The sequence below is a fragment of the Eisenbergiella tayi genome (assembly GCF_001881565.1).
In the GTDB taxonomy this organism is placed as follows: Bacteria; Bacillota; Clostridia; order Lachnospirales; family Lachnospiraceae; genus Eisenbergiella; species Eisenbergiella tayi.
Window position 1 is genome coordinate 132,843 of the sequence record NZ_MPDJ01000009.1, and the last position, 17,625, is coordinate 150,467.

At 43.9% G+C, this 17,625-nt stretch carries 12 protein-coding genes; 1 reads left to right on the forward strand and 11 read right to left on the reverse strand.

Translation table 11 applies throughout. The features are described 5' to 3' along the window. Window positions 1-3: 3 nt before the first annotated feature. From BLA28_RS26650 to BLA28_RS26690, 9 genes are all read right to left on the reverse strand, one after another. Window positions 4-816, reverse strand: coding sequence for a carbohydrate ABC transporter permease (locus BLA28_RS26650; RefSeq protein WP_069153041.1), 813 nt, complete (start codon window positions 814-816; stop codon window positions 4-6). A gap of 11 nt (window positions 817-827) precedes the next feature. Further along, complete coding sequence (locus tag BLA28_RS26655) at window positions 828-1,742, reverse strand: carbohydrate ABC transporter permease (protein ID WP_044972213.1); 915 nt, start codon at window positions 1,740-1,742, stop codon at window positions 828-830. An 87-nt stretch (window positions 1,743-1,829) separates the two neighbouring features. Beyond that, entirely contained in the window at window positions 1,830-3,656 is a 1,827-nt protein-coding gene (locus tag BLA28_RS26660; RefSeq protein WP_069153040.1) for a cache domain-containing sensor histidine kinase, read from the reverse strand. A gap of 1 nt (window position 3,657) precedes the next feature. Then, the gene (locus BLA28_RS26665) at window positions 3,658-5,154 is read right to left on the reverse strand and encodes a response regulator transcription factor (protein WP_069157155.1); all 1,497 of its coding nucleotides are present in this window, start codon (window positions 5,152-5,154) and stop codon (window positions 3,658-3,660) included. Window positions 5,155-5,304: 150 nt separating this feature from the next. After that, a complete protein-coding gene (locus tag BLA28_RS26670; protein WP_069157154.1) occupies window positions 5,305-7,155 on the reverse strand; it encodes a hypothetical protein in 1,851 nt (616 codons plus the stop codon). Further along, window positions 7,136-7,900, reverse strand: a complete 765-nt coding sequence (locus tag BLA28_RS26675) for a response regulator transcription factor (protein WP_009253329.1) — start codon at window positions 7,898-7,900, stop codon at window positions 7,136-7,138. The genes BLA28_RS26670 and BLA28_RS26675 overlap by 20 nt, the downstream gene beginning before the upstream one ends. A gap of 142 nt (window positions 7,901-8,042) precedes the next feature. Then, the gene (locus BLA28_RS26680; protein ID WP_069157153.1) at window positions 8,043-9,761 is read right to left on the reverse strand and encodes an extracellular solute-binding protein; all 1,719 of its coding nucleotides are present in this window, start codon (window positions 9,759-9,761) and stop codon (window positions 8,043-8,045) included. A 52-nt stretch (window positions 9,762-9,813) separates the two neighbouring features. Then, window positions 9,814-10,713 carry a carbohydrate ABC transporter permease gene (locus BLA28_RS26685; RefSeq protein ID WP_069157152.1) on the reverse strand — a complete coding sequence of 300 codons (900 nt, stop codon included), beginning with the start codon at window positions 10,711-10,713 and terminating at the stop codon, window positions 9,814-9,816. A 15-nt stretch (window positions 10,714-10,728) separates the two neighbouring features. Beyond that, entirely contained in the window at window positions 10,729-11,652 is a 924-nt protein-coding gene (locus tag BLA28_RS26690; RefSeq protein ID WP_069157151.1) for an ABC transporter permease, read from the reverse strand. Between the two features lie 187 nt (window positions 11,653-11,839). On the opposite strand from BLA28_RS26690, the gene BLA28_RS26695 reads away from it, so the two are divergent. Then, the gene (locus tag BLA28_RS26695; protein WP_069157150.1) at window positions 11,840-13,636 is read left to right on the forward strand and encodes a sensor histidine kinase; all 1,797 of its coding nucleotides are present in this window, start codon (window positions 11,840-11,842) and stop codon (window positions 13,634-13,636) included. 60 nt (window positions 13,637-13,696) lie between these two features. Here the strand turns inward: BLA28_RS26695 and BLA28_RS26700 are convergent, their stop codons facing one another. Both BLA28_RS26700 and BLA28_RS26705 read right to left on the reverse strand, forming a co-directional pair. Then, window positions 13,697-14,122, reverse strand: a complete 426-nt coding sequence (locus BLA28_RS26700; protein ID WP_069153038.1) for a DUF3788 domain-containing protein — start codon at window positions 14,120-14,122, stop codon at window positions 13,697-13,699. An 88-nt stretch (window positions 14,123-14,210) separates the two neighbouring features. Next, complete coding sequence (locus BLA28_RS26705; RefSeq protein ID WP_069157149.1) at window positions 14,211-17,486, reverse strand: 3'-5' exonuclease; 3,276 nt, start codon at window positions 17,484-17,486, stop codon at window positions 14,211-14,213. Between the last annotated feature and the right edge of the window lie 139 nt (window positions 17,487-17,625).

Genomic DNA, 17,625 nt, shown 5'->3' on the forward strand with positions numbered 1-17,625 from the left:
TTGTCACATTTTGACCGCACCCGCAGTCACTCCCTGAATAAAGGGTTTCGTTGCAGCCATAAATAAAATCACAATCGGAACGGACGCTATCACATACCCTGCAAGGACAGGTCCCATGCCCTCTTTGGCATTCTGTGAAATATATTGCAGCTGCAAAATTACCGGCATGATTTTTCTGTCATTGGCAGCAACAAGAGGCCAGATATAATTATTCCAGGCCATAAGCCCCGTCATAATAGCAACCGTACCAAACATGGATTTGGATAAAGGTACCACAATAGAAATAAAGACCCGTAAATCTCCTGCGCCTTCCACCCGAGCTGCTTCAAACAATTCTCTGGGAAGTCCTTCAAAATAATTTCTGAAAAACATCACCGGCATTACTGATGCCGTTGCAATGACAGGCAATATCAGCCCTGCTCTCGTGTTTAACAGCTGCATATCCTTAACAAGCATAAACTGAGGGATTAATGTTACAAATCCCGGTATCATTAAGAACATGATAACTGCAAAATAAAGTACATCCCTGCCCGGATAATTGAATACACCAAAGGAATATCCTGCCAGAGAGGAAATCAGGAGTGTAGCCATCAGAATCACAGCCGTATATAAAATGGAATTAAATATTCCTCCCATAATTTCTTTTGCCGCCCGTACATAATTGTCAAAATGAAGCGGCATATCAAAAAACCAGATGCTCTCTATTATTTGGAGGTTATACTTAAGCGAATTCACGATTGTCAGATAAAAAGGGAAAACCGTGAGTATTCCCAGAAAAGCAAGTGCAATAATTAATCCAATCTGCTTCTTTTTCATAATCCGGCCCCCTAATCCTGTGTGTTTACAAATTTATAATTCAATACCGTAAACAGTAATACCAGCAGAAACAACAGAACCCCTATGGCAGAGGCATACCCCATATTACTATACGTAAAAGCCTGCTTATACATATAAAGTGCCGGTACAATCGTACTTTTGCCGGGTCCGCCTTCCGTCAGTACCAGAATATTTTCAAACGACTGCATGGAATTAATTATGGCAAGCATTACAAACATTTTCATCTGCGGTTTCAGCAGCGGCAGCTCTATATAGATGATATTCTGCCACCATTTGATACCGTCCAGTCTGGCCGATTCACAGATATCGACTGAAATATTCAGCAATGCCCCCAAATACACCAGGAACTGCAGTCCAAATGCACCTATAAAAGGGAAACCTATCATGATAATAGCTGCCAGCGCAGTTCCGGGTTCTCCCAGCCAAGAGTGGACCAGATTGTCCAGACCGCACAATCTGAGCAGCTGATTTATGGCTCCCGTATCAAATGCATAAATCCATTTCCACATAAGAAATACCACCAGACTTGGTACTACCATAGGAATTATGTATAGAATTTTAAAGAAATTAGAAATATGTTTATTTTTGCAGGAATATACCATAATCGCTGCCAGCATTGGAAATGTAACACATATTATCACATTGCAGATTGTTATGATTCCTACATTTTTCATGGATATCCAAAATGTATTTTCCGTCAGTACCTTCCTATAATTTTCCAGTCCTACCCATACGTTTACATTGGCACCATTCCATTTAAAAAAAGATTCAACGATTGCTGTAAAAAAGGTATAATATTTGAAGGTACACAGGAAAAGAAATATGGGTATCAGAAAAAAGTAGGCATTTTTGTTTTTCCGGATCCGTTCCAGAAGACTGCGTTCCTTATGAGGTACGGGCTTCATTATTATCTCCTCCTATCTCAAAATTTGAAATTGCAATTTCTATTCTGATAGTACCTTTTTATGTCCGCACTCACAAGGAGCCTGTTTTCAGTCTTTAGGTGCACTTTCTTTGGAACAGGGAATATGAAATGATATCTTTGTAAAGCATCCTTCCTGACTTTCTATATGCAGACCGGACGCCTCCCCATATTGATATACCAAACGGCTGTTTACGTTTACAATACCGATATGAGCATGCTTTTCCAGTACATCCATTTCCGCTCCTGCTCTCATAACCCGAAGCAGTTCCTTTCTTTTCTCTTCACGGATGCCGGAGCCATTATCCTCTATTATAAAAGCAATCTGTTCTTCATCATAAGCAACATGTATGACAATATCCACAGGAACCATTTTTACTTCAACGCCATATTTAATGGAATTTTCAACCAATGGCTGCAAGATCAGCGGAATAATCCTGCAATGAAGAATTCTTTCCTCCACCTGGTAATCAACAGTTACTTTTTTTCCAAACCTGACCTTTTGTATCTTCATATAATTTCTGATATGATTCAATTCCTCTTCTACTGTAACAAGGCTCCCCGATCTGCGGATACTGTATCGAAACATATCAGCCAGAGCCCTGGACATGATGCTTATCTCCTCCACCTCATGTACATATGCAATACAGCTCATAGATTCCAGCGTATTATACAAAAAATGAGGATTTATCTGCAGCTGCAAAGCTTCTATCTGTGCATCTTTTTCCCGCAGACGAATCAGATAATTATCCTCAATCAGTTTTTTTATCCTGATAACCATATGGTTGAAAGTGTTTGTCAGATATCCAATTTCATCCTCACTGTATACATCTACCCGAATATCCAGCTTTCCTTCCTGCACCTCTTTCATCGCACCTGCCAAAGCCCTTACAGGACGGAAAAAACGTCTCGCAAAACTGACTGCCAGAAGTACCGCCAGGATAAAAGCGGCTGCCGATACAAGAAAAATATTTCTTCTCAAAAGAGAGATATCTGAAATAACCACCTGTGTCGGCTTCGCACTGACAAGATACCATCCCGTTTTTGAAGAACGTTTATAGGAAACCAGCTTTTCCACATCATTCACGACAATCGTAAAATTTCCGCTGTCCTCCCCTGAATCCGTCCTGTATTGATCAATGGAAAACGGAAGCTTCATTCCCAGTTCTTCCCTGTCCTGACTATATACACACAGTCCGTTTTCATCTGCAAACCATACTTCTGAATCATTTCCGATATATAAAGGATCCAACATCTCTTCCAGCTTTTTGATATTGATATCCATAAACAGAACACCCATCATTTCCATCCCGTTCAGTTTATTAATTCTTTTCGCCGCCGAAATATAATAATTCCCGTTATATACACCCTGTGTATGATATCTGCCGCTCAGATTGTATTCCTGCCTGTGCGTATTAACAATGTTTGTCCGTTCCGAATTACGTACTGTTTCCTCATACCATTCCTGTTGTGTAAAATCATAAGACGGATCATATATCCCCTCTCCCTGATGGAGTACCTCACCATCCGGATAAATAAAATAAATGTCCGAAATCTCTCCTTCAAAATTCAGGGATACCAGTCTCTTATAATAAAACTGCTGAAATCCCCGCAGCCTTCTCATACTCGTAATCGCTGACTCTTCTTCTACTCTTGAAAGAAGCTCCTGCAATTCCGACTCGTATGTAAAGGCGGACACAAGATCCAACATCTCCAGATAGGAATCGATCTTTTCTGAAATTATGGACAATTCCATATCATTATTTTCAAAAGCATGTTTTTTTAATATTTCTACATTTCCATAGTATGTAAAGGCGGAAATAATAACCACTGCAGACAGCATAATAGAAACGAAGGATAAAACCATCTTAACCAAAAGACTTCTTCTGATATTCATCTCACTGCTCCTTCTGTGTTTCCCGGTATTGGGATGGCGTCATATGCATCATTCTGGAAAAAATACGGGAAAAGTATTTAACATTATCATATCCTACAATACCCGCTATCTCTCCTATACCCATGCTCGTAATCCGGATTAATTCGGCAGCTTTTTCCAGTCTTTTTTGCATGATATAGTCAGAGAAATTAACTCCTTTCACTTTTTTAAAGGAACTGCTTAAATACGAAGCATTCAGCCATACCATCTCCGCCATTCCTCCCAGGGACAGTTCTTCCATGTAATGTTTATCAATATAGGACGAAATCTGTTCCACAGCAGCCTGAATGCTTTTAGCCTGTTCTTTTTTCAGGTCTCTGCACATATCTGCCAGTAACCTTTCCAGCCACTGTTTTACTTCCTGCACATTTTTTACCTGGAATCTTCTCCCTGAAAGTTCCTGACACAGTTCATAATAACAAGAGGTTCCAACACCTCTTTTCTGAATCCGTCCTGCAAAATCCAGCACCATATAAAAGACAAAATCCACCAGGTTTTGTATTCCCACTCCATCCAACTCTTTTACCTTCAGAAAAAGGCTGTCCACTTCCTGCATCATTTTATGCTCTTCACCCATTACCGCACCTGCCCATATTTTTTCCGTTTCCTCTGACAACGGAAGCATGAAAGTAGGTGTTGTATCCATTTCTTCATAAGAAATAATTCCTTCTGTATAATTCAGCGGCCTGTGTATATAAGCCTGCCATGCCTGATTATAGGACAGTGGGATATCCGACATTCTGTCAACCGTATTTCCCAATGACCAAATTGTCTTTACAGGAATCAATGAACATAAGGCTTCCAGACAATGTTTCAGATGCAGTTTAAAAGCCTGACGGGTGGATGCAGAAAAAATAATCACATATTCATCCCTTGATTTTCTGTGGAGTTCCCCTTTCATTCCTTTATTACGGAAGCTATCTAAAACCGCAAGGAATTTTTCGTGAAGTTCATCGGTAATCCAGTTTGCGTCGCCCGGCATCAGCAGAACCGTAAAAAATCTCTCTTCCTCTTCCTCAGGGATAATCTGTTCCTCCAAAACTTTCAGCAGATAATTCTGTTCCCCTCCGGTCAGTTCTTTCTGTCTCTCTTTCATGATCTCATTTACCGCAGTATGAAGCACCTCATTCAATTCTTCCGGATCTACCGGTTTAAGCAGATAACTGACCGCATTCAGTTCCACAGCCTTTCTCGCATATTCAAACTCTTTATAGCCACTGATAAATAGGAATTTTGTATCTGTCATTCCCTTCAGCCCGCTTACAAGTTCCAGCCCATCCATTCCGGGCATACGGATATCTGCCAGTACGATATCCGGTTTAAGCTTCAGTATCTCTTCCTTTGCCAATACACCGTTGTCCGCTTCTCCCGCAAGTTCCATGGACAGTTCTCCCCAGCGTATCATCTTTTTTATTCCTCTTCTTATCCATTCCTCATCTTCTGCAATATAAAGTTTCATGTTTATTTACCCCCTGTTTTGTAAAAGACAGACTTAACCCGATTATATTTACTATATCATAACTGCAAGGGGCGGCAGGTGCACTATTTTTTGTATTAAGGTACAGAATTTTCCATAAAAGAAAGCCGGAGAAATAATTCCCCGACTTTCTTATATCCGCAGCAAAGGCAGAACCTCCGCCAACACTAACAAATTGCTCGTTTCACACCAGCAGCTCCCGTCAAACACACCGCCGACTCCTTTTTCACCTTCCCAGTCCGAAAGATTAACCCGTTCACAGATAATCCCCGGAAGCAGTTTCCGCGGCGGACTATCCCAGGAAAAAATCGGACGATCTTCTCTCGACATATACTGACTGATAGTCAGCGTAATTTCTTTCATCAACGTCAAATATCGTTCATCCCCCGTCCAAAGATATACTTTGTACAGGCTGTCTCCCGACAGTGTACAGATCCCGGGAGCCGAGTGCTTATTCTGGACATTGGCGAAAACGCTTCCCACTGTTTTCATTCCAAGACGTCCAAATTCGCTCTCCTGCGGGAACCGGAAATTATAGCTGACCACCCAGCTGCTGCAGAAATCAGCCATAAAAACGGAACGCTCCAGCCACTTCTTCTCTCCTGTAGCTTCATAAAGCCGTACAAAGCTCTCCAACAGCCCAAACGCGCTTTCACTGTCGGGTCCCTGCAGGATTTCTCCCGGCCCGCCCGTAGTATATCCGCTGGAAGCATCTCTGTAAAAGTACATCTCACCGCTTTCCTTTGCCGTTTCCAGATAAATCGGATCTCCGAAAAACTCATAGGCGCTGACAAGGGCTGCCGGCGCAATTCCTGCACTGGTCGAACCTCCCGCGGCAATTTTGCCTGTACGTATATTTACGAATTGACCGAACTGGCCATATTCCTGCCAGAGAGCCACGAACCGATCAGCCAGTTTTCTTGTACCTGTCAGGAATTCTTCCGGAATCCGCTGTCCATTTTCCTGAATCAGTCGGAAATGCTTGAACAGGAAATACAGAACATCCGCAGATTTCCGGATCAGCACCCAATCTTCCGCTCCTGCATGTCCGAAGGCATCATTTCTCAGTTCTCCTTCTTGTGTACACATCCCATAAAACAACCCGGAAGGTCCCTGAGTTCTGAACAGATGTCTCAGAGTAGACATCCCTCTCTCCCATTCGTTTTTTCCACCCAGCTTCATGAGCGCATAAGATGACATTCCTCCGCCAACCCAGCCCGGCTGCCATATCTGCGTAGCTTCTTCCGTGATGCCGACTCCGTAAAAGCCACCTGATTCCCTGTAATTCCATGTGTTAAATTTTTCTCTCTGCAATTCCCACTGCTCTTCAAACGATTCTATTTCCGGCAGGGAATCGTCCATTTCCATACATTTCCTCGTTTCAAAAAATCTGTGGAAAAACGCTTGCATGCTGCCGCAGTCCCACTCATAAATACGGTATGGAATCGTTATGCTTTCCCCCTTATGGAAATCCCTTCCCGGATCCGACTTTTCCTTCATGCAGAAAGCTCTGTATTGTTTTTCCTCCCTGAAATGGGGATATCGGATTTCCAAAACACCATCCCCACAGAAAAGTCCCAGATTATATCCATTTACCTCCTGAACTGTATAAAGAAGCACCGCTTTTCTGTATTTTTTTGAAAAAATACCGACACAGGGCACGCTTACATCACCGCTTGTAACGGAAATACTGCCGCTGCCGTCCTCATTTTGCCGGATTACATCCGTAATCGTTACCGGCATATCCACCGCAGCTTCCTCCGGCTCAAACATGGGCGGATATTCCTTTTTTATAGAGCGAAAACGGTTTCCGTTATAACAGCATGCGGGCAGAAATACATATTCACTGCCGTCAATGGGAAAGTCCGGCTGATACCTGATCCCTGCCCAGGTTCCCTTCACGTCTTCCAACGCGGTTATGACTGTGTCAAATTTATGGACTGCAGCTATGGACTGCCCGTTCCTAATGATTCCCTGTATCATTTCTTTGTTCCTCCCATTTCTCTCTATAGCTGCTGGGCGTTAATCCGGTATTCTTTTTAAATATTTTATAGAAATGCTTTGTGCTCTTATAACCCACCATAGAACTGATCTCATATACCTTGATCGTGGGGTCCTTAAGCAGTCTGATAGCATGTTTTATCCGAACGGCAGTAAGATATTCCATGAAATTACTGCCCGTATGCTGTTTAAAGAAACGGCTCAGATAGGCCGGGTTCATGCCAACCTCGCCGGATATCGTTTCCAGAGTTATTTCTCCTGCAAAATTCAGTTCAATATAATCCTTCAATGTCTGTATCATATTGACATAATAGCTTTCTTCCTCTTCTTCCTGTGTATCATCCTTTTTCTCATCAAGCGCTTTTTTTAATGCTGCAAACAATCTTTCCAGATCTGTATAGGAAGTTGGCTTGAGAAGATAGTCAAATACATTGCATCTTATGGCTTTCTGTGCATAGTCAAACTCTCCATACCCGGTTATAATGACCACCGCAATATCCGGTCTGTCTGCATAGATATATTCACTCAGTTCAATTCCTGACAGATCTCCCATCCGTATATCCGTTAATACCGCATCCACTTTGTTTCCCTGTCTGATATATGCAAGGGCCTGTTCTGCAGAGGAGAATGATGCCGCTAATTCAAAGCCGAATTCCCGATAATCCATAATTTCCTGAAACAGTTCCCTGATATAATCCTCATCATCCACAAATATAAAATGATACATTTCTCCCGCCCCTCATACTCCAGTCATGTACAAAACCAGGCAAAAAAACTGCCTGCATTGCTTCACAGTTTCTCTGCCTCCATTCTGTTTACATACCGCAGCCTCCCGAAAGCAAGGCTGCGGTATTTTTTTTCAGATTACTTTATGAATATTTCTTTCCAATTTCATATGCCTTCTGATATTCCTGAGTATACCACTCATTTACCTTCTGCACATCCATCCCTGTCGCTTTTTCTATCATTTCTTCTTTCAGCTGATTGAATTCAGCTTCATCCTTCGCCATAACCATCTTCCAGGAATAGGTTTTAACCACATCTCCCACACGGCCTGAAATCTGTTCCAAATCATCGGGAATAGGAGGAATTGGTGCAAACGGCGCCACCGCTATCCCGTCAACTTTACTCAGATATTCGATTTGATCCTCCGCACCATAATCCGCCTGCCATTCATCCTCCAGCTTGGTATCAGCGGGTGCGTCCGCTGTTTTTTCCCAATATTTATAGCCGATAGGCACGCCGTATTCCTTGCTCATTTCGGTTTCATACAAAGGCAGGACATTCAGGAAGTTCTGGGATTCCGGAATGTTAGAGCCCCCCGGAAGTTCCTTTGTGGTATCCAATTGATACTCATAACCTTCCTTGGTCACGTAAGGCTTTCCATCGTCTCCCACATCCCAGGTTACCCCTTTCGGTCCATTATGCAGAAGCATAGCACCTTCTTCCGAGTATATAAAGTCAACAAAACGCATTGCCGCTTCCGGATATTTTGTCGCACTGCTGACGGAAACAGACCAGTTCTTTCCGATTGGCTGAAGTCCCTGATGCAGTACCTTGATATTTTCTGCTTCAACCGGCATAAATCCAATTCCCTGATTATGTCTCTCCGTAGTATCAAAACCTCCTGTTGCCCAGCCCCACCAGGAGAACAGTGTCCTGCCAGCTCCGGCCTTGCCTGTGGCATCATCAAAACGCTGTGTCATAGAGTCAGGATCCAGTAACCCCATCTGATTGGCATCAAAATACAGCTTCAGAGTTTTCAAATACCAGCTGTCCTCATCGAAAATCGTATTTATCTCATTTGTAATAACATTCAGTTCCAGAAAGTCTCCGCAGATATCATAAGAAATCCCGTTTATATTACCGAGCAGATCTCCCAGTGCCATTCTTCTGTTATCCCAGTCCTTCCATAAAGAAAAACCGTATACCTTCTGTTTATTTTCATTTTCCGGATAGATTTCCTGCATCTTTTTCAGAATATCCAGATAATCATCCGAAGTTTCTACTTTTGGAGCGCCTATCTGTTTATAGAGATCATACCTGAGATAAGGTCCCCAGTTCAGTGTTCCTTTCGTTTCCAGAGATGTCTGGATACGTGTTCCGACGGAAAATGCCTTTCCCTCACCATTGCTCACATTATCAGCATAATAGCGGAGGGAGTTATCTGCATTCTGATAAAGATTGGGAAGCAGTTCCTTATAATCATCATAGGCCAGCAGCATATGTCCGGCCACAGCATTGACAACCTGTTTATTGTCCTTGAATATCACAATATCAGGAAGTTCCCCGCTTGCCATCAGTGCCTGCAGTTTCTGTTCTCCTTCATCCCCGCTCGGAAGTATTTCCAGCTGCACACCGGCCTTCTCCTTCAGGATATCCGCCCACCAGCCCTCTTTCACACCGGATGTATTGGAGGGCATGGAAAAGACCTTCAATGTTACGATGTCTTCTCCCGTTCTTTGTTCCTGCACGGTTGTCTCCGTATTGCTGCTTTCCTTTGTCTTTGCGGCCTGACCACAGCCGGCAAGACTGTTCATGAGCAGGCCTGCTGCCAAAACTGTTGCAATTACTTTTCCAAACCTCATTTTAAATCCTCCTCTTTATTTAGAATCCGTTTTAACCGGATACCTTACAAACTCAGCCCTTCACTGCCCCAATCATAATCCCGCTCACAAAATAACGCTGGAATAGTGGGTATACGAACAGAATCGGAAGGACAACTACCATGGAAACCGTCATCTTAATTGCCGTAGGCGTAATCAGCAGCGACGGATCCGCCGCTATCCCGTTTTCCATGGAACTCCTCAGGGAATTAGCAATGGCATTCGCTTCATTGAGATACTGGTACAAGATAAACTGCAGAGTATAATATCTGGAATCACTCATTAAAAACAGCGTATCTGTGAAGGAATTCCACTGTCCTACCGCGGAAAATACAGCAATAGTGGCAACGATAGGCTTACACAGCGGCATGATGATTTTCAAAAAAAGTACCCCGTAGCCAGCTCCGTCCAGCTGGGCGGATTCTTCCAAGGACGCAGGAAGATTTTCCGCATATGTTTTAAACAGAATCAGAGAAAACGGTGAAATAATGCCGGGAATAATATAAGCCAGAAAATTATTTGTAAGTCCCAGATTCTTCATATTAATAAACCAGGGAATGATACCGGCGTTAAAATACATGGTTATAATAACAAAACGGTACCAGAATTTTCTCCCCCACAATTCCTGTTTTCCCAACGCATATCCCAGGAAAGCAGTGCCGAATACGTTAAGCACAGTTCCAAGTACAGTCCTTCCCACCGATATCAGTGCGGAATTACCCAATCCCTTCATTTTCAAAACTTCCATATAATTGGTGAAATGAATCCCTTTTGGCTTCCAGAGGATGAGTCCCTGGGAAACCAGGCTGTTGTCGCTGATTGTATTAATAAACAAGTAATAAAACGGCAGGATGCATATCAAGGTAAACAGTCCAAAAATTGTATAATTTGCAATCTGAAAAATGACTTCCCCCGCTGTTCCTTTTTTCTTCATGATTCTCCCCCTTTTTTATACTACACTTTCCCCGCGAACTAATATTGAAAATTTATTGGCAAAAAAGAGCAGACTTACACTGACAACCGATTTCAGCATGCTGACCGCTGTTGCATAGGAGTAATTCACTCCCACCATACCCTGATTGTATACATACAAATCCAGCACTTCGATGCTCTGTTTATTCATGGCATTCTGGAAAACAAAATACTGTTCCATTCCATTATTAATCAGGTTGGCGATTGACAGCAGAAGCAATACAAAATATGTAGACATCAGGCCCGGAATGGTAATGTAGCGGATTCTCTGCATCCGGCTTGCCCCATCCACCTTGGCGGCTTCATACTGCTCTTCATCGATATTGGACATACAGGCTATATACATAATCGCATTCCAACCTAATGATTTCCAGGTGGAATATCCCAGCATGGTCAGCCATACATGTTTATCCGATGCCAGTACATTGATTCCTTCCTCAATAATCCCCAGATTCATAAGCAGCCGGTTAACAAAACCGTCATTCACGGAAAACATGGCATAAGCTACCGAATATACCAGTACCCAACTGATAAAATTGGGAATTGTCGTCAGCGTCTGCACACCTTTCCGAAAAGGCATGCATTTAATCTCCGAAAGGAAAATAGCGAAGAACATGGGGAGCGGAGAAGTCAGTATACCCAAAAAACTCATCCCGAACGTATTCTTCATTACATGAATCAGTTCTTCCAGCGCATATTTATCTGATACCATTCTTGTAAAATTCTGCAGCCCCACAAACTCGCAATCCAGAAGCGCCCTGCCCGGTTTATAATCAAAAAAAGCATATATCCAGCCATACAACGGCATGTAGGAAAAAACGAATACCAATAGCAATAATGGCGAAACCATTAGAAAAAGTCTGAATCCCCTTTGGTTAAATAGCCCCATTTTCTTTTTCATTTACCCACCCCTTTATTTATTTTTCACAGCCACTTCCTATATTCTATCCATCCCTCTGTTCTGTGTAAATCCCAGTACATTTACATTTGGTACCCCATTTTCTACCCGTTGTTCCGGTGCTATTGTTCTCTGAGATACTTTCCCGTATACTAAAGGAAGTGGGAATAGACAGGAGGAACCGTTTATAATGAAAGAAAACAGTCTCTTTAAATTCATTAAGCTCTATCGGTGGAGAAGTATCTTTTTCCGGTATCTTTTCAGTTTTTTTCTTATTATTCTGGCTATATTCATTCCCTATAATATTTTCATTTGGACTTATTACAACTACGTCCTGGAAAAAGAAATCACGGATCAGTCCACGACCGTTACATTAAAATCCAAGGAAATCTTTGATTTGCTGACTTCGGAATTTTTTGCAGATTATCGGCTGGCTTCCAACAGTTCATCCGTACAGTCTTACTTAACGTCCGCATCTCCTTCCGAAGAGGTTCTTTTCAACTGTAAAGATATGCTGACTTCAATGACCTCTGATTCCGATATTATAGAAGAAGCCTTCCTTTATGATCTGAAAAATGGCATGGTTTTATCCTCGCGCACCGGCCGGACTTCAGAACCGGACGGATACAACTGGACCTATACCTATGCCTCGACCAAGCTTTCCTTTATGATGTTTCCCCGTAAGGTTCATTCCCAGGATTTCAATACACTCTATATCTGCAGTGAAATCACTGATTCCCATAATTCTCCCATCGGTGTATTCTGCGCCAGCCTGGACTATACGAATTTTGTGGATATTGTCAAGAGATCTTTCGAGGAAGAACCGGATCGTATTTTCATAGTAAGCGATATAGGCCTGATCCTTTACAGCGATTCACCTGATTTAATTAATACCATCATGTTTGAGCATGGTGACCTGTATGCCGCCTTCAATTCCGCAAAACAGGTAGAAGGAAATTCCATCTTTTATGATGATACCATTATTTCCGTTGCTAAAAGTACGGTTTCTCATCTGCTGCTTATGTCTTATAACAACCGCAGTAATTTTATCAAGGATTTTACCAATTTAAAAATACTTCTGCTTCTTGGGGGAATTTCCATTTTCGTACTTTCCTTTTTCCTTTCTCTCTTTATTTCCCTGCGTCAGTACCATTCCGTAGCGGTCATCATGGATTCCCTGAATGATCCGGATAAGCTGGCTATGAATAAAAATGAACGGCTGAGTGAATTTTTCTATATTTCCCATACAATTGCGGATATTTCCCATGAGAACTCACACATCAGCTCCGAACTGGATGAAAAGGTGGCAGCGTTAAAAAAATACCAGATAGCGGCACTTCAGGCCCAAATCAATCCTCATTTTCTGTTTAATACCCTGCAGCTTATCAATCTGAGTATTATGAAAGAAGTAAAAAAGGATATTGCCGCTACCAGACTGATATCCCTGCTTTCCAATTTGCTCCACTACTCTTATGATACCGAGCATTATACAGTCACCGTACAGCAGGAAATTGATAACGCCTTGAAATATCTGGAAATACAGCAGGTCCGCTATAAGGATCACCTGCGTATTATATCGGATATCTCAGATGAGTGCACCTCCTTCGAAACTGTAAAACTGATCCTGCAGCCCTTCATTGAAAACAGTATCATCCACGGACTGAAGGGAAAAACGGAGGAATGGCTTATTGTTTTCCGCTGCTATCTTCGTAATGATTCCGTGGTTTATGAAATTTCCGATAATGGATGCGGAATCCCCCCTGCACAGCTTGACCGTCTGAATACCTCCATAGAAAGTCTGTGCAGTGATACGCCGGGAAGCATCGGTATCCTTAACATAGCCCAGCGGCTCAGACTGATATTCGGCAGCCAGTGCTCTCTCCGGCTTGAATCCGCCTCCCGGGCGGGCACTACTGTCATTCTGGAACATAAAGCTCTGAATGACCTTTCCTCCTATCTGGAGGGAACTACGTCAGAGAAAAAATAACCCAAAAAAGGAAGGCAGAAAATGCATTGTCATTTTCCGCCTTCCGGTTCACTTCTTATTTCATTTTGTGTTTATCCGCACATCAATAAGTGACTTCACATCCTGAAGAATGCTGCTGTCAGTCACTTCAATCATCAGCCATCTGCTTCCATTATAAGGCGGTGCCTCTGCATACAGCTTCCTCACATAAGGGGTGCAAGCCGTAAGTATAAGCTCTGCCTTATCCGCCGCTTTGCTTCCTATGGAAACAAGGCAGGTAAAAAAGCCCTTATCCGGATAGAGTGTGCAGATTCCCCGGCTGCCTTTCCTGTATTTTACGTTCCATCCGGGTTTGCCGGAACAGCGGCTGTATTCCGTTCTGCTGGCCGCACCATAAGTTTCTTCCAGATAACTGAGCAAATCATTCCAGTATGGACAGTTAATATAGCTGCTGATGGCCTCACTGTCCGGCTGACAGGAGGGGCCAAAGGTTTCATTCCAATTCATGTCTGTACCTCTTTTCTCTGTAGTCCCCTCCAGTATAGCAAAGATATGTGGACAACTGTATGTCATATTTTTCTATTTTCTGATGATATTAAAGCTTGCCGCACAGGTAGGCATAGGCATTCAGAATCGTGACCGGTTTTTTCCCGCCGATGAAATAATAATCCATCTGTGTTTCTTTTTCCGTATAGAGATAGGTTCCATAGACCGGTATATCACAGGAGAATGCGGGATTTTCCGTGGCCAGCAGAAGGCCATAGCCCTTATCGGAAAGAAGAAGGGGCAGTTCTCCGGTACCGCAGTGGGATACATATCTTGCACAGCCGCGCAGCTTCAGGCCGCTGTTTTCACCGGAGCCCATTCCGTAGACCATTTCCTCCTTCGGCCAGTCCAGATACAGCCATGTTCGGTCAGCGGGGCCGGCGCCTGTTTCTATCTGACGGCTTTCCTTACTGCGTTCGGAAAGAAGCAGTTTTTTGTCACGTGTCATATACCGGATGGATCCGGTTGCTTTATCCACCCGCAGGCAGAGTTCATCCGTGGTGAGTTCCACCCCGTTTCCCACCTCTTTGTACATCCAGGCCTTTTCCGTTCTGTCCACTGTAATAAGTCTGTTGGAGCCTTCCTGAATCTGCTGCCCTTTGACAAACGTTACACGGATGATGGAGCTTCCCACCGGGCTCAGCCGGAGTATGCCATACCTGCTCTGGATATAAAGACCGTCCGCCTTCTTTGTGACCCACCTCACAGCCAGATCAATTTTGCCGTGACCTGCCGGGCGAAGCTTTTCCGTACCCGGCATATCTCCGAATACAGGCCCTGCATTTCCCTTTCCCGTATCGGCAGGCTTTTTATGACTGGTACGGATCCCTGCCGCCTCCCTGCTGTCCCACGTAAGCGAATCTTTTTTCGCAGAAGCAGGAATTATGGCCGGTTTTCCGATTCCTGACACCCCGGAGGAACTTTTTCCTATGGAAAATGCGGTTGTCTGGCGGCCAGGAAGGACAGCCGCAGGCTTTTTTGCCGCGGACCTTGAAACCGGCGGTGCCGCTGAAAGACTTGAATCCGGTTCTTTCCCTGCTGAGGGATTGCATACTATGGAAATCCTCTTTTTCGTACCGGCGCCATTTTCCGGATTCCGGTTCCTGGGGTTCCGGCTGCCGGAGTTATCCAAAGGCAGCCTTTTCGACAGGGGATCGGCAATCAGCCCTGTGAGGTTTCCGGTATGCAGGACATGCAGCTCGTGAAGGGCACGGGTAGCCGCCACATACAGCAGCTTGGCATGTCCGTCCTCCACCGGATATTCCTCTCTCGTGGGATCCAGGATAAGTACGGTGTCGAATTCCAGGCCTTTTGTATATTCCACGGGGAGCACCATAATTCCTTTGTCAAAAACAGCCTTCTCCAAATCACTTTCCTGGACGGTAATATATTTTCCCATTTCCACGGCTGTCTTTGCCGCATTCTCTCTGTCTCTGCATACCACGGCAATGGTATCATAACCATTTTCCTGCCAGCTTCTGCACACTGCCGCGGCCTCCCGGATCAGTTCCTCATGACCTGCGGCCTGCTGTACCTGCACTTTCTTCCCGTGGCGAATAATCGGCTCCACGGGGTAGCTGGAAAACTGTCCATGATGCAGGATATTTGTGGCAAAATCGGATATTTCCACCGTATTACGGTAGCTTTTTTTCAGAATGCCAAAGCTGTCTCTTTCTCCGGAAAGGAGCAGGCCTTTCAGTTCCTCCCAGTCATTCAGTCCGTATCCGAAATGGATATTCTGGGAAACGTCTCCCATTATCGTATAGGTGCACTCCCGGATGCAGAATTTCAGCACGGAATAGGCCATCATTCCAAAATCCTGAGCCTCATCAATTACTATATGGTGTGCTTCACTGATCACCTCCGTTTCTTTGATCCTCTTGTAAATATAAGCAAGAGCAGCCAAATCGTACACATCGAATTCTGTTTCCGGAATATCCACCTCACAGCCTTTCTGCTGCTGGAGGGTGAGGAATTCACGATACAGCTCAAATATGGAGCGTTTCCATACCTTTCCTCCGTACCTTCCCCGGTAGGCCTTTAGTATCGCTTTCCTTTCCGCCTCCGTATATTTCACGCCTTTTCCCAGGAACTCGTCCTTTACCTTAATGAACAGTCTTTCATTAAGCATATCAATTTTACTCTGGACAGATACGGAAGGGTTCTGCCGGATATACCGTTCCGCGGCATCCCTGGACATGAGTTCCACAAGTTCTCCCGGCCTTGCCGGTTTTCCGTCTGTTTCATCATACACTCCTGATTTTCCGTCCCGCAGGCCTTCCACAAACTGACGGGGATTTAGATAAATGGATTCTCTGGGAATGATATTCCATTCCAGTTTGCTGCAGAATGCTTCCAATTCCTTAAACCACCCGTAGGTTCCCCGGATGCTTCCCTTCTTTCCCACTCTGTCCGTTGCCCGTATCTGATACTTTTTATCATCCCAATCCTCATACAGAAGCCTTACGAACAGCTGTTCCATGGTCATCTGCCTGACACCGTATACATCCAGATCCGGCAGGACTCCCGTAATGTAATTTAAGAGAATCCGGTTGCTTCCCACAATATAAAAATCATCCGGCTTAAAACGCTCCTGATAATTATAAAGGATATAGGAAATACGGTGCATGGCTACGGTAGTCTTCCCGGATCCCGCAACTCCCTGGACAATCATGTTATGATATGGGGATTTACGGATAATATCATTCTGTTCCTTCTGGATAGTGGCAATTATTTCGCCCAGTACGGCCTGTTTGTTTTTCGCCAGATATTTGGTAAGAAGGTCATCATTGGTAACCACCTCGGAATCATAATAATCCAGCAGTCTGCCGTCCTCAATTTCATAGGTGCGTTTCATCCTCAGGTCTATTTTTCTTAAGTTTCCGCCCGGCGCGGGATACGTGCATTTTCCCAGGCCGTTTTCATAATAAGCGTTTGCAACCGGTGCCCTCCAGTCCACCACCATCCAGTGTGTGGTATCACTGGAAATTCCTCCCTTTCCAATATAAAGGGATTCCTGCTTATTAAGCGCCAGATCCTGAAACACTATTCTGCCGAAATAGGGCTTTTTCAGGGCTTTTTCATTTCGTACCAGCGCCCGCTTCATATGTTCGTGCATGGTGACCGTATTGTTCAGAATCGTTAGAACTTCCACATCGTTGTCATGGTAATGCTCCAGCATTTCATCAATGTCTGCCTGCATCCTGGCCACTTCGCTGCCGTAATTCTTTACATTATCCCGAACCACCGCCAGGGTCTTTGCAAGATATGCCTCTTCCTCCTGCTGGAAGGCCTTCGGGACCGTATTATTTTCTTCCGGCTTCATGTTCTGCTCCTTTCGTGCGCTGTTCTCAGTTCCACTTCCTATAGAACATTTTACTCAATATTGAAAATAATACTAGACTTTATTTTTATGGTGTGCTAAAATATATAATGAAGTATGGATAAAAATAAAGGATGTCTTT

Bases quoted from the DNA above. Each gene is read 5' to 3' on its own strand.
- BLA28_RS26650 (WP_069153041.1), bottom strand. From the start codon at position 816: ATGAAAAAGAAGCAGATTGGATTAATTATTGCACTTGCTTTTCTGGGA.
- BLA28_RS26655 (WP_044972213.1), bottom strand. From the start codon at position 1,742: ATGAAGCCCGTACCTCATAAGGAACGCAGTCTTCTGGAACGGATCCGG.
- BLA28_RS26660 (WP_069153040.1), bottom strand. From the start codon at position 3,656: ATGAATATCAGAAGAAGTCTTTTGGTTAAGATGGTTTTATCCTTCGTT.
- BLA28_RS26665 (WP_069157155.1), bottom strand. From the start codon at position 5,154: ATGAAACTTTATATTGCAGAAGATGAGGAATGGATAAGAAGAGGAATA.
- BLA28_RS26670 (WP_069157154.1), bottom strand. From the start codon at position 7,155: ATGATACAGGGAATCATTAGGAACGGGCAGTCCATAGCTGCAGTCCAT.
- BLA28_RS26675 (WP_009253329.1), bottom strand. From the start codon at position 7,900: ATGTATCATTTTATATTTGTGGATGATGAGGATTATATCAGGGAACTG.
- BLA28_RS26680 (WP_069157153.1), bottom strand. From the start codon at position 9,761: ATGAGGTTTGGAAAAGTAATTGCAACAGTTTTGGCAGCAGGCCTGCTC.
- BLA28_RS26685 (WP_069157152.1), bottom strand. From the start codon at position 10,713: ATGAAGAAAAAAGGAACAGCGGGGGAAGTCATTTTTCAGATTGCAAAT.
- BLA28_RS26690 (WP_069157151.1), bottom strand. From the start codon at position 11,652: ATGAAAAAGAAAATGGGGCTATTTAACCAAAGGGGATTCAGACTTTTT.
- BLA28_RS26695 (WP_069157150.1), top strand. From the start codon at position 11,840: ATGAAAGAAAACAGTCTCTTTAAATTCATTAAGCTCTATCGGTGGAGA.
- BLA28_RS26700 (WP_069153038.1), bottom strand. From the start codon at position 14,122: ATGAATTGGAATGAAACCTTTGGCCCCTCCTGTCAGCCGGACAGTGAG.
- BLA28_RS26705 (WP_069157149.1), bottom strand. From the start codon at position 17,486: ATGAAGCCGGAAGAAAATAATACGGTCCCGAAGGCCTTCCAGCAGGAG.